Source organism: Pseudomonas oplopanacis, assembly GCF_057128725.1.
Map to the genome: position 1 here is coordinate 54,326 of NZ_JBSKHV010000017.1, position 15,308 is coordinate 69,633.

Consider the following 15,308-nt stretch of genomic DNA (forward strand, 5'->3'; position numbering starts at 1 on the left):
AGCGAGCTTGCTCGCGATGGCGGCCTCAGACTCATCACATCCCTCAAGAAGGCTTCTTCGAGATCCGCAACGACTTGGCCTTGGCCTCCACCACCAGATACATCACCAACGTAATCAACAACGGCAGGATGAAATAAATCGCCCGATACGCCAGCAATCCCGCCACCAGGCTCCCCCGCGAAACCTCATGCTGCAGCAGCGCCACAAACACCGCCTCCAGCACCCCAAGCCCCGCCGGAATATGCGTGATGACCCCGGCGATGGCGCTGATCAGCAACACCCCCAGCACCAGCGGATAGTCCAGTTTGCTCGGCAACAAGGTAAAAATTACCGCCGCCATCAACGACCAGTTCAGCGCCCCCAGTGCCAGTTGCAGCACCGCCATGCGCAGCGATGGCAGGTTGATTTCCACCCCGCGAATCGCCCACTCCCGACGTTTGGAAAACCGGCAAGCGGCCAGGTAACCCGCGCTCACCAGCAGCAGCACCACGCCGACGCCTTGCAATGCATCGCTGCTGAGTTTCCAGCCGGGCGGCATGCGCACCAGGCCGCTGCTGAACACCGCGCCGGCAATCACCATGTAGCCGAACCAGTTGGTCGCGAGGCTCAAACCGAGGATTTTCGCGATGTTGCCCTTGCTCACGCCCAGCCGTGAATACAGGCGGTAGCGCATGGCGATGCCGCCCACCCATGCGCTCAGATTAAGGTTGAAGGCATAGCTGATGATCCCCACCGGCAGGATCTGTTTCCACGTCAGGTCCTGGCGAATGTAGGTGCGGCCGATCAGATCAAAACACGCGTACACCAGAAAACTGACCAGCGTCAGCCCGGAGGCGATAACCAGCGTGCGCACTTTGAAATCCGCCAGGGTGTCGAAGACTTCATTCCATTCGAGACGCTGGGCAAGCATCGTCAGCAAAACGATCAGCGCCAGGAAAAACAGCATCGTCAAGGGACGCTTCCAACGGCTCCAACGGGTTTTCGCCGAGTGCTCGGTGTGTGTCGGCGAATGAGCTTCAGCGCGGGACATGGTGATCGCTCCCGGTCGCGTGGCTGAAGGGCTTCAGGCGCGGCTTGTGGGCCGGCAGCCAACCCGCCCATGCCGGGAAATGCCGCAGGAAGTGAAACACCAGAAAGCCGACCGTCATGTGCCAGATGCGTCCGCGCGGGGCCGTGTCGACGGACATCGCTTTGCAGTGGTTGTCGCTCAGGTGTTCAAGGCGCTCGAACAGCGTGCGGTTGAACGCACGGTCGCGGATCAGCACATTGGCTTCCAGGTTCATCGACAGACTCAGCGGGTCGAGGTTGCTCGAACCGACGGTGCTCCAGTCCTCATCGACCAGCGCGACTTTGCCGTGCAGCGGCCGCTCGCAATACTCGTGAATCTGCACGCCTGACTTGAGCAGATAGTCGTAGGTCATGCGCGCCGCGAGCTTGGCCACCAGCATGTCCGGCTGCCCTTGAAGAATCAGCCGCACATCGACGCCACGGCGCGCCGCGTTGCGGATCTCGCGCAACAAGCGAAAGCCGGGAAAGAAGTAGGCGTTGGCGATCACCACGCGGCGTTGGGCCGTGCGCAGCGCCAATCGGTAAACCTCTTCGATGTCGGTGCGATGGTCGCCATTGTCGCGGTACACCAGCCGAACCTGGCCATCATGATCGTTGACCGCCAGCTCCGAGCGCCGCTGCCGACGTCGCTGCCACCAGTATTTGGCCCGGGCCGGGCGACCGCATTGCAGCAGCGCGAAGTGATGAATGTCGGCCACCGCCGGGCCTTGCACCTCAACCGAGTAATCCTGTTTGGCCTCGGGGCCGAAGTCGCCCAAATGGTCGGCGGAAAAGTTGATCCCGCCGATGAAGGCAATCGTGCCGTCGACCACCACGATCTTGCGGTGCAGCCGACGGAACCAGTTGGTGCGAATGCCCAGGTGCTTTGGCGCTGGATCGAATATCTGGATGTGAACGCCGGCCTCGCTCAACGCGGCGAGGTACCCGGTGCTCAATTCGCCGCAGCCAAAGCCGTCGAGACTGGCGGTGACGCGCACACCGCGCCGGGCCGCATCGATCAGCACTTGCTGCAGCTCGTTGCCGACCTTGTCCTCGAACACGATGAAGGTTTCCAGGAGGATTTCCGTGGTGGCCTGACGCATGGCCTCGAACACCCTCGGGAAATACGCTTCACCGTTTTCCAGCAACTCCACCCGGTTGTTGCCTTGCCAGCCGTAATCGACATCGACCACGCCGGGTTTACCGGTGGTCGGCGGGACGGACACGTGTTCCACGCGGGTTTCTTGCATCGACGGGATGCTCATAGCTCGATCTCCACCGACAGCGGTGCATGGTCGGAAAGGTGTGACCAGGGGCGGGCGGCCAGCACCTGCGGACGGTGGGCCTTGAGGTTGCGCACGTAGATGCGGTCCAGTCGAAGTGCCGGCATTCGCGCCGGAAAACTGCGCGCCGGTTTGCCGTGATGCTCGGCGAACACTTCGCGCAGGCCGCACGGCTTGAGCAGCACATCGGCGCGCTGGCGCCAGTCATTGAAGTCCCCGGCCACGATTACCGGCGCATCGTCCGGCAGCTCTGCCAAACGCCGGGTCAACAACTTGAGTTGTTCCGTGCGATGGGTTTCGCGCAGTCCCAGGTGCACGCAGATGGCATGGATTTCCTGGCCATCACCGGGCAAGCGCAGCACGCAATGCAGGAGGCCACGGTTTTCGTGGCCGCTGATCGACACGTCCAGGTTGTCATGGCGAATGATCTGGAATTTCGACAACAGCGCATTGCCGTGATCGCCGGCCGGGTAGACCGCGTTGCGCCCATAAGCGAACTGCGGCCACAAAGTGTCGGCCAGGAATTCGTATTGCGGCATCGCCGGCCAGTTGCTGTAGCGCATGGGATGCTGTTCATGGGCGCCGTGGACTTCCTGCAAAAACACTACGTCGGCGGACACGCTGCGCACTGCTTCACGCAATTCCGGCAGGATGAAGCGCCGGTTCAGCGCGGTAAAACCTTTGTGCGTATTGACCGTCAGCACCGTGAAACGGCGCACGGCGGTGAGGGTTGGGGACGGCTCATCCGCTGCGTCGAGCGGCTCGGGAATATTCATGGCAGCACGCCTTCGGCTGCGGGCTCACCGGGAGCGGTGGCGAGTTGGTTGTCGAGATGGAAACGCTCAAGCAAGTGCCGCGCATCGAAGGGTGCGCGGACCTTGATGTCGTTATCGAAATAGCAGAACACCTCGCGGGATTTGCGCGCCTTGGGTTTCTGCCGAGGTGCGATCAAGTGCGCGTCCGACGGTTGCTGGCCATGCACCCAGGCGTCGATCCGGTCGCCCCAGCGTTTCAGCGCCTGCGGGGTATAGCCGCTGGCGTAGAGCTCTTCGGCACCGTGCAGGCGCAGGTAGACGAAATCGCTGGTGAGGTCTTCGCGGTACGGCCATTTGCCCGCCGTATCGGCAATCACCAGCGCGGCGTTGTAGCGTTTGAGCAATTGGATAAACGCGGGGTCGACGAAGCTTTCGTTCCTGATTTCCACGGCATGACGCACGGGGTGTTTCTTGTGAGCCTTGAGGCTGGCGTGGCCATTGACGTGCGAATCATGCTGGCGGGCGAGGGCGGCCGCTTGTTGGGTGTCGTGGGGTAGTTGTTCGAGGAAGCTTTCGAACACATCGGCATCGAATTTGAAGTTGGGCGGGAATTGCCAGAGGATCGGCCCGAGTTTTTCCTTGAGCTCCAGCACCCCGGAGGCGAAGAAATTCGCCAGGGGGTGATGGATATCCCGCAGGCGCTTGATGTGGGTAATGAAACGCGGGCCTTTGACGCTGAAGACGAAACCCGGCGGGGTGTCGGCGTACCACTCGGCGTAACGTTCCGGCCGTTGCAAGGCGTAAAACGAGCCATTGATTTCAATGCTGTTGACCGCCCGCGAGGCGAATTGCAATTCGCGCTTTTGGGTCAACCCCTTCGGGTAGAAATCCCCCCGCCACGGCGCATAACGCCAGCCTGAAATACCAATATGAATCGCCGCCATGTCGCCTCCCGCCTGATGGTCCTCGGACAGCCCTGTCTTTGGATGACTGCCGGGCGGGCGAGAAAGTTTCGACGGGGCTACAGACGGTACTGCAGGCGGTACGGCCTCACACAAATCAAATGTGGGAGCGAGCCTGCTCGAGAAGACGGAGTGTCAGTCAACATATTCGGCGACTGACCCACCGCTATCGCGAGCAAGCTCGCTCCCACAGGGGTCAGGATAATCAATGTCCGGCGACGATTCGGGTTGAGCCTTGATACACCGGCCCCAACCGATCAAGCCGACCGCTCCACGCCGTCAGCGCCAATGCCACCAACACCACCAGACCACCGATCCACGCGGTATGAATCAACCCCATGTGCGCAACGATCAACCCACCACCCCACGCACCACCGGCAATACCGAGGTTGAACGCCGCAATGTTCAGTCCAGACGCCACGTCCACTGCCTGTGGCGTGTGATGTTCAGCCTGACGCACCACATACACTTGCAGGCCCGGTACGTTGCCGAAGGCGACGGCGCCCCAGACCAGCACCGTAGCCAACGCCAGCCATGGATTACCGGCGGTAAACGTCAACACGAACAGTACGGCGGCGAGCAAGGCGAAGATGATTTTCAGCGCGCTGATCGGACCACGTTTGTCCGCCAGTTTGCCGCCCCAGATGTTCCCCACCGCCACCGAAACGCCGTAAACCAGCAACACCAGGCTGACCGTGCCGGCGCTGAAGCCGGAAATGTCCTGAAGAATCGGCGCCAGGAAGGTAAACGCGATGAACGAACCGCCGTAGCCGACCGCCGTCATGGCGTACACCAGCAACAGGCGCGGTTGCTTGAGCACCTGCAATTGTTGCAACAGCGAAGCGGGTTTGCTGTGGGCGATGTTTTTCGGCACGTAGATCAGGCTGCCGATGAAGGCGATCACACCCAAGGCCGACACCGCGAGGAAAGTTTCACGCCAGCCGAAATGCTGACCGATGAAGGTCCCCAACGGTACGCCGGTGACCAATGCCACAGTCAGGCCAGTGAACATAATGGCGATCGCGCTGGCGGCTTTTTCCTTGGGCACCAAACTGGTGGCGATGGTCGAGCCAATCGAGAAAAACACCCCGTGGGCCAGCCCGGTGACGATCCGCGCAATGATCAGCGACTCGTAGCTCGGCGCTTGCCAGGCCAGCAGGTTGCCGAGGGTAAACAGCACCATCAGCGACAACAGCAGCATTTTGCGCGGGACTTTGCCGGTCAGGGCGGTCAGCACCGGGGCGCCGATGGCCACGCCCAGGGCGTAGAGGCTGACCAGCAGGCCAGCGGACGGCAGGCTGACGCCAAGGTCGGCGCCGATGGTGGGTAACAGGCCAACGATGACGAACTCGGTCGTCCCGATGGCGAAGGCGCTGAGGGTCAGCGCGAGCAAGGCAATGGGCATGACTGCAACTCCGGTGGGTTTGAGTGAATGGAGCGCAGTGTCGGGGTTGCGGTCGTGCGGAAAAATACAGGGAGGAGCATTTGATATTTGCGTTAAGGTCAAATATCCACGGTGCTATACAGTTCTATGTGGGAGCTAGCTTGCTCCCACAAGGAATCGCGTAGTCCTTATCCCGCGGCCAAAACCGAACTTGCCCGCTATTTTCAGATCAGTTTCTTACAGACTTTTCGACGGAGCTTCCCGTTTTGCTCAAGTTCAAGACTGCGTTTTCGCTGGCGCTACTTCTGTTCACGTGCAGCCTCGGGCTGCACGCCGCGACGCTGCCGGGCCTGCCTGCGACCAGCACCGCCGCGACGCCACCGGCTCACCCGGAACCGTTGGTCCAGGGTGGTTTGCTCGGGGCGATCAGTTCGAGCATCGATCAGGTCGAGAGCAAACTCGATCTCAACGAAGACCTGGTCGACGCCTGGCGTCTGCGCGCCGACCGTGCGGCGGACGAAGTGGATCAATTGGTCAATCGTCCCTCGACGCGTTCCAGCTGGAGTGTGGCGGGGGATTTCCTGATTTTGTCCGGTGTATGGATGAGCGTCTTTGCGATGCTCTGGCTGCTCGGCGGGATGCTCGCCACACGACTGAGCCAACACCGCTTGCTGCTCACCCGTGAACGCGGCCAGGCCGTGCTCGGTTATCTGTTGCCATTCAGCCTGCCGGCGCTGATCAGCCTGCCGTTGACGATTTTTGTCAGTCACTACCTGCCGGTGTCCGCCGGTCGGGCGCTGGCCTTGTGTTTCGCCTACGCCACCAGCAGCGGCATTTTCGCCGCCTCGCTGGTGCTCACATTGGTGGTCCTGTTCAACACCGGGCATAAGCGCCGGGCGGTGCAGATCCTTCGTAATTACACCCCGCGCCCACTGTTTGGCATCGGCTTTCTCGTCGCTCTCAGCGATGCCTTGACCAGCCCGCAGATCGCCCACCAATTGGGTAACAACCTGACCAGCAGTATCGCGGTATTTACCGGGTTGGGGGCTTCGATTTCCTTTGGTCTGCTGGTGATCAAGATGCGCCGCCCGGTCGCGCATCTGATCCGCATTCTGCCGCTCGCCCAACGCCTCAAGCAGCCGGCATTGCGCGAGACGCTGCGAATTTTTTCGGGGCTTTGGTATTGGCCGATTCTGTTGATGGTGATGGTCTCGGTCATGAACCTGATCAGCATCAGCGATGACAATCAGCAGGTGCTGCGCAGCGCACTGTTCACCACCGTGTTGTTGATCGCCACGGTGTTTCTCAGCACCACGTTGCATCACGTGTTCAAGACCCGCAGCGAGCAAGCGGCGCGTCGCAGCAATGCTTATAAAGAGCGTTTCCTGAGCCTGTCACATGCCTTGCTGCGGATCGGCATGGCGATTGTGTTCATCGACATCCTGGGGCGTATCTGGGGTGTGTCACTCCTGGAATTCGCGATGAGCAACACGGTCGGGCGCGCGATCAGTGACTCGCTGAGCCGCATCGGCCTGATCTTCCTGGTGACCTGGATGGTCTGGGTGGTGCTCGACACGGCGATTCAGGAAGCCCTGAAACCGCCGGTCAACAAACGCTCCGCACGCCAGCCGAGTACGCGGGTGAAAACCATCCTGCCGCTGCTGCGCAATGCGATCAAAATCCTCCTGGTGGTGATCTGTGCGATCACCACCATGGCCAACCTGGGGATCAACGTCGCGCCGTTCCTGGCCGGTGCCGGGGTGGTGGGGCTGGCCATCGGTTTCGGCTCCCAGCAACTGGTGCAGGACGTCATCACCGGGCTGTTCATCATCATCGAAGACACCTTGTCGATTGGTGATTGGGTGGTGCTCGATTCCGGGCATGCCGGCACGGTCGAGGGCCTGACCATCCGCACCCTGCGCCTGCGTGACGGCAAGGGTTTTGTGCACTCGGTGCCGTTTGGCCAGATCAAGGCAGTAACCAACCAGTCCCGGCAGTTTGCCTATGCGTTCTTCTCGGTGCAGTTCACCTACGATACCGACGTCGACAAGGCGATTGAACTGATCCGCGAGGCCGGGCATTCGATCAGCGATGACCCGTTTCTCAAGTACAACCTGCAAGGGCCGCTCGACGTATTCGGCGTCGACAAAATGGACCTTAACGGCGTGGTGCTCACGGCGCAATTCCGTACCGTGTCGGGCGGGCAATATGCGGTGAGCCGGGCGTTTAACCAGCGTTTGAAAAAGCTTGTGGATAACAGCCAGTGGGTGCATTTCGCGCAGACTTATCCACAGCAGGTTTTTATGCCGAAGCGGCAGGTGGATGGTGAGGGCGAGTTGGCGCAGGAGCATTCGGCGGTGTTGCTGCCGGATCAGCCTAGAACCCAGTGATTTGTGTTGTCGCTGATGGCCCCTTCGCGAGCAGGCTCGCTCCCACATTGAATCTCCAGTGAACACAGAATTTGTGAACGACAGAGATCCCCTGTGGGAGCGAGCCTGCTCGCGAAGAGGCCGGTGCAGATACCCTCAATGCCGGATCAATTTGCTATGCAATTCAGCACTCGATACCTGATCCAGCTCCAGCCAATAATGCGGCTTGCCGGCAATCTCCGCCGCCGCCGGCAATCCGTCGCGGTACACCAGCCGATTACTCGCCAACGCCGGCACCTTTGCCCCCGGCAACAGCGTCCCGGCCAGGTTCAGCGGATCAACCCCGCACACCGCAATCAAACTCCCGTCATGCGGCCGTCGACGTACTTCGCGCAACAACGGAATCGCCTCGGGCAACGCAAACTGTTCACCGGCCAAGCCACTGACAAACCGCCCGCCACGTATCTCGCCCCGCGCCTCCAGCCGATGAAAGGTGCGCAGCAATTCGCGCCAGCTCGGCAGCCAATCCGCCTCCCGTTCCAGCAAACGCCAGAACACCACGCCGTAGCGTCGCAGCAACGTCATGGCGATGTGTTCCAGTGTGTCGACAGGCGTGGGCGCCGGACGTGGGTTATCCACAACCGGCGCGGCCGGCCCGCGACGTAGCAAGGCCCAGCGCCCGGCATCGTCCATACCTCCGACAAACGCTCCGCGCCCGCGTCGACTGCTGCGATTCTGGCGTTTGCTGGCAGGGGTGATCAGCGCCCGTAAGCCGGCGAAGCTGTCGGCATTCACCAGCCCGGCGCCGACCAGTTCTTGCAAGGCGATTTCCAGTTCTGCGCGCAACAGATGAGCTTCGTGAATCAGCTCATCGAAAAACAGCGCGCCGTGCTGGCTGAGCGCCTCGTGAACCTTTTGTGTTTTGGGCGACAGATCGCTGACCGCTGTCTGCTCGGTCAAGCCGCTCCATAAGCCGACCTGACTGCGCGGCAGCAGCAGAATCGGCGTGCTGCGCAGCGCGGTGCTGGCGCTTTTGTTGTGAGCGGTCAGACGGGTCCAGACCAGTTTGCCGCTGCGGCACAGATCGTCCAGCCAACCCGGCGAAAAGTCTTTGATCCGCGCCGGCAGGATGTCGCTGTCCCACGCCGATGCGGCGGCGGGGTAGCCTTCGAACTGACTGATGATCGCCGGCAAAACCGCGCTGCCCTGGCCCTGAGTCGCCGCCGACAAGTGCTGCCAGTCGAACAGGAAACGCATGAAATCCTGCAGCGCCACCGGCTCGATTTCCCGGCGCAACCGCTTGACGGTGTAGCGGTGAATGCGCGCCAGCAGATGCCGTTCGCACCATTGCTCATCACCCGCGCCCGGCGTGAACTGGCCGCGCAATACGTAACCTTCGCGTTCCAGTTGCGCCAAGGCCTGGGTGACGCGATTGGCCGCCAATCCAAGCGGTTCGGCAATCGCTGTGAGTGGCAATGGCCCGAATGCACTGAGCCGAGCGCGAATGACTTCAACGATGGCTTCTTCTGGCGCCCAAATCTCATCAAAACCGGGCAACGCTTGCAGTGCCGGCAACAAAATGGCCTGTGGATGAATTGCCTGCCAACAAGTCAGCCGCTCCAGGGCCAGCCACAACGATTGCCCGGCATTGATCTGCAAGCGGCTGGCGCGACCGCTGTCGGCCAGGGCGTTAAGCCAGTCGAGCCAGTGCGCGTTGGCCTGCGCCTCGGCATCGGTGATGCACGCAAGACTCATCAACGCCTCGTGCATTTCATCGACGCCGGTGGGTGTCGGCCAGGCCTCATCGCGTACCGCTTGAATTGCCTCGGCATCCAGCGCGCCGAGGTCGTCGGTCGACTGTGGGTCGGTCCAGCGCCGGTTGAGCACGGCTTGCGTGCGCCGCTCCTCCAGCGGCGCGTCGTCGAGAAAGGTGTAGGGCCGGGCGCTGAGGATTTCCGCTGCCAGCGGGGAGGGCGCCGGCAAGTCGCGACTGATCAGCCGCACGTCGCCACGTTCCATGCGCCGCAACAGCGCCAGCCAGCCTTCGCTGTCCATCGCCTCGTGCAGGCAATCGTCGAGGGTCTGTTCCACCAGCGGATGGTCGGGGATTTCACGCTCGCCGGCGAGGTTTTCCACGCAGGCAATCTGATCCGGAAAGACGCTGGCGATCAGGTCTTCACTCTTCATCCGCTGGATCTGCGGCGCCACTTTGCGTCCGCCGCTGTAGCGCGGCAGGGCCAGGGCGACTCCGGTATTCCAGCGCCAGCGCACGCCGAACAGCGGCGCGTCGAGCACCGCTTGAATCAGGATGTGCTCGGCGCTGTTGCTGTGCAGGTAACGCCAGACGTCGTCGAGTTCAAAACTGTGGCTGGTGGACAGCGACAGCACGATGGCGTCTTCGCTGGCGGCGGCCTGCAATTCGAAGTTGAACGTGCGGCAGAAACGCTTGCGCAGGGCCAGTCCCCAAGCGCGATTGATGCGGCTGCCGAACGGGGTGTGGATGATCAGTTGCGTGCCGCCGGACTCGTCGAAAAACCGTTCCATCAGCAGCGTGTCTTGTGACGGCAGGGCGCCAAGGGTCAGGCGCGCACGAGCGAGGTAATCCGTCAGTTGCTCGGCGCTGGCGAGGTTCAGGCCGAGGGTGTCGGTCAGCCAGTCGAGGGCCGGTTGCAGGTTGCCCGGTGTGGCGCCGAGCAGTTCGTCGAGGTGTGCTTGCAAGCGCGCGACGGCAGATGACAATTCAGCGCTGCGTCCCGGCGCTTCGCCGAGCCAGAACGGAATGGTCGGCGGTTGGCCCTGAGCGTCTTCGACCCGGACCTTGCCGGTGTCGACCCGCAGGATTCGATAAGAGGTGTTGCCCAGCTGGAACACGTCCCCGGCGATGCTTTCCACCGCGAAGTCTTCGTTGACGCTGCCGATGTTCAGCCCTTGGGGTTCCAGCAACACGCTGTAGTCGGCGTTGTCCGGAATCGTCCCGCCACTGGTGACGGCGGTCAGCTTGGCGCCCCGGCGACCGCGCAGGGTGCGGGTCACGGCGTCGCGGTGCAGGTACGCGCTGCGGATGCCCTGGCGCCCGTTGTAACCCTCGGCGAGCATGTGCAGCAGCGCCTGATAGTGTTTTTCGTCGAGCCCGGCATACGGCGACGCTTTGCGGAACGTCTCCAGTAGCGCCTGTTCCGGCCATTCCTGGCAACTCACTTCGGCGATGATTTGCTGTGCGAGCACGTCCAGCGGCGCGGTGGGAATCTGCAACGTGTCGAGTTCGCCGCGCCGCACGCAATCAAGCAACGCTGCGCATTCGATCAGGTCGTCGCGGGTGGTGGCGAACAAGCGGCCCTTGGGCGTACCGCCGACCTGGTGCCCGGAGCGACCCACTCTTTGCAGAACCCCGGAAATCGTGCGCGGCGAGGCGATTTGGCACACCAGGTCGACATCGCCAATGTCGATGCCCAACTCCAGCGAAGCGGTGGCGATCAGCACTTGCAGATCACCGCGCTTGAGCCTTTGTTCGGCGTCCAGGCGAAACTCTTTGGCCAGGCTGCCGTGATGCGCGGCCACCGCGTCCTTGCCGAGGCGTTCGCTCAGATGCCGACTCAAGCGTTCGGCGAGGCGCCGGGTGTTGACGAAAATCAGCGTGGTCCGGTGCTCGCGGGCGAGGGCGGCGAGGCGATCGTAGACCAATTCCCAGACGTCATTGGCCATCACCGCCGACAACGGCACGGGCGGTACTTCGATGCCCAGGTCCCGTGGGCGGGCGTGGCCGATGTCGACGATGGCGCAAGGACGGTCGCGGCCGACCAGAAAGCGCGACACCGCTTCGATGGGTTTTTGCGTGGCGGACAGGCCGATGCGCACCAGCGGTTCCGCGCACAACGCCTGCAGCCGTTCAAGGCTCAGGGCCAGATGGCTGCCGCGTTTGCTGGCGGCGATGGCGTGGATTTCATCGACGATGACCGTGCGTGTGGTGCCGAGCATCTGCCGCCCGGAATCGGAGCCGAGCAGCACGTAAAGCGATTCCGGGGTGGTCACCAGAATGTGCGGCGCGGTCTTGCGCATGGCCGAGCGGTCTTTCTGCGGAGTGTCGCCGGTGCGCACGGCGGTGTTGATCTGCAATTGGGGCAGGCCCATCGCCCGTAATTGGCCGGTAATTCCGGCCAGCGGGTTTTGCAGGTTGATCTGGATGTCGTTGGACAAGGCCTTGAGCGGCGAGACATAGACCACCAGAGTTTCGTCCGGTAGCCCGTCGTCGGTTTCCAGACCGCGGTGAACCAGGTCGTCGATGACGGCGAGGAAAGCGGTAAGGGTTTTACCGGACCCGGTGGGCGCGGCGATCAGGGTCGAGTGGCGCTGACGAATCAACGGCCACGCCCGGGCCTGGGCGGCGGTGACCGTCGGGAAGGTGCTGCTGAACCAGGCGCTGACGGCGGGGTGGAAGCCTGCCAGGGCGCTGTCCGTGGGGATTGGCAGATTCATGAAGTGATTTATGCGGGTGGGATGGGCAAGTTGCAAGTACCGCTCGGGATCTATATTGATCCCTCTGGCCCCTTCGCGAGCAGGCTCGCTCCCACACTGGATCGGTGCATCAACACGAATCCCCTGTGGGAGCGAGCCTGCTCGCGAAGGGGCCCATAGCCGCACCACAAATCCCGGGGATCTACACTTTACGGATGACGGTTGCGCACTAAACCCGCAAAATGCAACGATTCCGGCAACTATCAACGGCATTGCCCGCGGGCCGTGCCGATACAGCCATCGTTCCAATCAGACTGGGCCTGCTGACTCTATGCGAATGCGCCTTATGTTACTGGGCGGCGGAAATGCCCTTGGGCAGGCGCTGATTCGCCTCGGTGCGGAGGAAGACATCGGTTTCCTCGCCCCCCGCCCCCCGCAAGACGGCTGGGATGCCGCGAGCCTGACGCAACTGCTCGACGACACCCGTCCGGACGCGCTGATCAACCTCGCCTACTACTTCGACTGGTTTCAGGCGGAAGCGGTCAGCGAGCAACGTCTGGCCGGGCAGGAGCGTGCAGTCGAGCGTCTGGCCGAACTGTGCCAGCATCACAACATCGTTTTGCTGCAGCCCTCGAGCTATCGCGTGTTCGATGGCTCCCGTGCCACCGCCTACAGCGAAAAAGATGAGCCGGTGCCGCTGGGCCTGCGCGGTCAGGCGCTGTGGCGCATCGAACAAAGTGTTCGCGCGACCTGCCCGCAGCACGTCTTGCTACGTTTCGGCTGGCTGCTCGATGACAGCCCTGACGGCTCGCTCGGGCGTTTCCTTGCTCGGGCCGAAACACCCGACGAACTGCTGCTGGCCGACGACCGCCGGGGCAACCCGACCCCGGTCGACGATGCGGCACGGGTGATCATCTCGGTGCTCAAGCAACTCGATTGTGCAGCGCCGCTGTGGGGCACCTATCATTACGCCGGGCATGAGGCGACCACGCCGCTGGCGCTGGGGCAGGCCATCCTGACCGAAGCACGCAGCCTGCATCCGCTGGCCATCGAGGCACCGACCGCCCAGGCGCACGCCGCGCGCGCGGATGCCGCCGAAGAGCCGCAACACGCGGTGCTGGCCTGCAAGAAAATTTTGCACACCTTCGGGATCAAGCCTCGTGCCTGGCGCGCGGCACTCCCGGGCTTACTGGACAGGTTTTATCGCCATGGCTGACGGACCCGTTTTAATCACCGGCGGCGCCGGTTTCATCGGCTCGCACCTGACCGACGCCTTGCTCGCCAAGGGTCATTCGGTGCGCATTCTCGATGACCTGTCCACCGGCAAACGCAGCAACCTGCCGCTGGATAACCCCAAGCTTGAATTGATCGTCGGCGACGTCGCCGATGCTGCGCTGGTGGCTCAGGCGATGCTCGGTTGCAGCGCTGTGGCGCACCTGGCTGCGGTGGCGTCGGTACAGGCCTCGGTGGATGATCCGGTGAAGACTCACCAGAGCAACTTCATCAGCTCGCTGAATGTCTGCGAAGCCATGCGCCAGGCTGGCGTCAAGCGTGTGCTGTTTGCCTCCAGTGCGGCGGTTTACGGCAACAATGGCGAAGGTGAATCGATCGATGAAGACACCGCTAAAGCGCCGCTGACGCCGTATGCGTCGGACAAACTGGCGAGCGAGTACTACTTCGATTTCTATCGGCGCCAGCATGCACTGGAACCGGTGATTTTCCGCTTTTTCAACATCTTTGGCCCGCGTCAGGACCCGTCCTCGCCGTATTCCGGGGTGATCAGCATTTTCAGCGAGCGGGCACACAAAGGCCTGCCGATCACCTTGTTCGGCGATGGCGAGCAAACGCGCGACTTCGTCTATGTCGAAGATCTGGTGGACCTGCTGGTGCAAGCCATCGAAAAACCACAGGTTGAAGTCGGCGCAGTGAATGTCGGCTGGAACCAGGCGACCAGCCTCAAGCAAATGCTCCAGGCGCTGGAAGCGGTGGTGGGCGAGTTGCCACCGATCAGCTACGGACCAGCGCGTTCTGGCGATATCCGCCATTCCCGGGCAAACAACCAGCGATTGCTGCAGCGCTTCAGCTTCCGCGAGCAGACACCGATGAGTGAGGGCCTGGCACGGTTGCTGGGACGCTGAGTTTTTTACAGCCACAAAAAAGGCGCCTGTTGAGGCGCCTTTTTTGTTGCCGGGGTAGTACTTGTGGCGAGGGAGCAAGCTCCCTCGCCACAAAGGCTTTCTTAGAACTTGTAACCCAGGCCAACCATGTAAATGAACGGGTCCACGTCGACATTGACCTTGGCACGTGTGCCAGGCGCCAGCGAGTCGTTTTCGACCGTTGCGCGGGTGTCGATGTCGATGTAACGCACCTGGGCGTTGATCAGGATGTTGTCGGTGATCATGTAGTCAGCACCGACCTGAAACGCCAGGCCCCACGAGTTTTCAGCCTCGAAATTGCTGAAGCCCTTGGCTTGCGCTTCGCTGCCGACGTGTTCGTCATAAATCACGGTGTAGTTGATACCGGCGCCGAGGTACGGCTGGAAATCGGATTTCGAGTCGAGCGGGTAGTACACGACACTCAAGGTCGGCGGCAGGTGTTTCAGGGTGCCGAGTTTGCCGTTGGCCGCTGAACCTAAAGCAGTGCCTTTGAGTTTCACATCATGTTCGAACGGGGTGGCCGCCAGCAGCTCGATACCCCAGTGTGGGTCAATCATGTAGGCAAAGTTCAGGCCCAGCTGCGTGTCGCTGTCCATGGTGGCTTTGCCACCCAGGTTGGTACCGGCCAGCGGGCCTTGGTCGACCTTGACGCTGGAACTGTCGGCTTTCGGGTTGACGGTGATGGCACCGGCACGAATGAGGATGTCGCCGGCCTCGAAGGCGTGGGCGAGCGGGGCTGTGAGCGCTAAGGCAAACAGCGAAGCGCTGAGCAAGGACTTGTGCATGGAGGGCTCCAGAGGACGTTAAAAATTTTCGATGTCCAATGGTACAAAGCGCTCTGATACGGTCTTTTGATTCAGCTCAATGAAACAGTGATGGCTATGGTTTTTGGGGTGGGTT

At 61.9% G+C, this 15,308-nt stretch carries 10 protein-coding genes; 3 read left to right on the forward strand and 7 right to left on the reverse strand.

Features of this window, described 5'->3' with window-relative positions; translation table 11 throughout:
* Nucleotides 1-43: 43 nt before the first annotated feature.
* The 5 genes from ACWKV5_RS25770 to ACWKV5_RS25790 form a co-directional block, all read right to left on the reverse strand.
* Nucleotides 44-1,030 carry a lysylphosphatidylglycerol synthase domain-containing protein gene (locus tag ACWKV5_RS25770; RefSeq protein ID WP_483843528.1) on the reverse strand — a complete coding sequence of 329 codons (987 nt, stop codon included), beginning with the start codon at nt 1,028-1,030 and terminating at the stop codon, nt 44-46.
* A complete protein-coding gene (gene clsB, locus ACWKV5_RS25775) occupies nt 1,017-2,312 on the reverse strand; it encodes a cardiolipin synthase ClsB (protein ID WP_483843529.1) in 1,296 nt (431 codons plus the stop codon). Before clsB ends, ACWKV5_RS25770 begins: the two co-directional genes overlap by 14 nt.
* Entirely contained in the window at nt 2,309-3,106 is a 798-nt protein-coding gene (locus ACWKV5_RS25780) for an endonuclease/exonuclease/phosphatase family protein (RefSeq protein ID WP_483843530.1), read from the reverse strand. The genes clsB and ACWKV5_RS25780 overlap by 4 nt, the downstream gene beginning before the upstream one ends.
* Nucleotides 3,103-4,029: a DUF72 domain-containing protein gene (locus ACWKV5_RS25785; protein ID WP_483843531.1), complete on the reverse strand. Its 927-nt coding sequence runs from the start codon at nt 4,027-4,029 to the stop codon at nt 3,103-3,105. The genes ACWKV5_RS25780 and ACWKV5_RS25785 overlap by 4 nt, the downstream gene beginning before the upstream one ends.
* Before the next feature lie 223 nt (nt 4,030-4,252).
* Nucleotides 4,253-5,452 carry an MFS transporter gene (locus ACWKV5_RS25790; RefSeq protein ID WP_483843532.1) on the reverse strand — a complete coding sequence of 400 codons (1,200 nt, stop codon included), beginning with the start codon at nt 5,450-5,452 and terminating at the stop codon, nt 4,253-4,255.
* A gap of 245 nt (nt 5,453-5,697) precedes the next feature.
* Here ACWKV5_RS25790 and ACWKV5_RS25795 point away from each other — a divergent pair, with 245 nt between their 5' ends.
* Nucleotides 5,698-7,821 carry a mechanosensitive ion channel family protein gene (locus ACWKV5_RS25795; RefSeq protein ID WP_483843533.1) on the forward strand — a complete coding sequence of 708 codons (2,124 nt, stop codon included), beginning with the start codon at nt 5,698-5,700 and terminating at the stop codon, nt 7,819-7,821.
* A 135-nt stretch (nt 7,822-7,956) separates the two neighbouring features.
* Here the strand turns inward: ACWKV5_RS25795 and ACWKV5_RS25800 are convergent, their stop codons facing one another.
* Nucleotides 7,957-12,273 carry an Lhr family helicase gene (locus tag ACWKV5_RS25800; protein ID WP_483843534.1) on the reverse strand — a complete coding sequence of 1,439 codons (4,317 nt, stop codon included), beginning with the start codon at nt 12,271-12,273 and terminating at the stop codon, nt 7,957-7,959.
* A 310-nt stretch (nt 12,274-12,583) separates the two neighbouring features.
* Between ACWKV5_RS25800 and ACWKV5_RS25805 the strand changes: the two genes are divergently transcribed.
* Together ACWKV5_RS25805 and ACWKV5_RS25810 are read left to right on the forward strand one after the other, a co-directional pair.
* Nucleotides 12,584-13,468 carry a sugar nucleotide-binding protein gene (locus ACWKV5_RS25805; protein ID WP_483843535.1) on the forward strand — a complete coding sequence of 295 codons (885 nt, stop codon included), beginning with the start codon at nt 12,584-12,586 and terminating at the stop codon, nt 13,466-13,468.
* Nucleotides 13,461-14,390, forward strand: coding sequence for an NAD-dependent epimerase/dehydratase family protein (locus ACWKV5_RS25810; protein ID WP_483843536.1), 930 nt, complete (start codon nt 13,461-13,463; stop codon nt 14,388-14,390). Before ACWKV5_RS25805 ends, ACWKV5_RS25810 begins: the two co-directional genes overlap by 8 nt.
* A gap of 101 nt (nt 14,391-14,491) precedes the next feature.
* Here ACWKV5_RS25810 and ACWKV5_RS25815 read toward each other — a convergent pair whose 3' ends face one another.
* On the reverse strand, nt 14,492-15,193 hold the full coding sequence (locus ACWKV5_RS25815; protein ID WP_483843537.1) for an OmpW/AlkL family protein: 702 nt from the start codon (nt 15,191-15,193) through the stop codon (nt 14,492-14,494).
* Nucleotides 15,194-15,308: the final 115 nt, after the last annotated feature.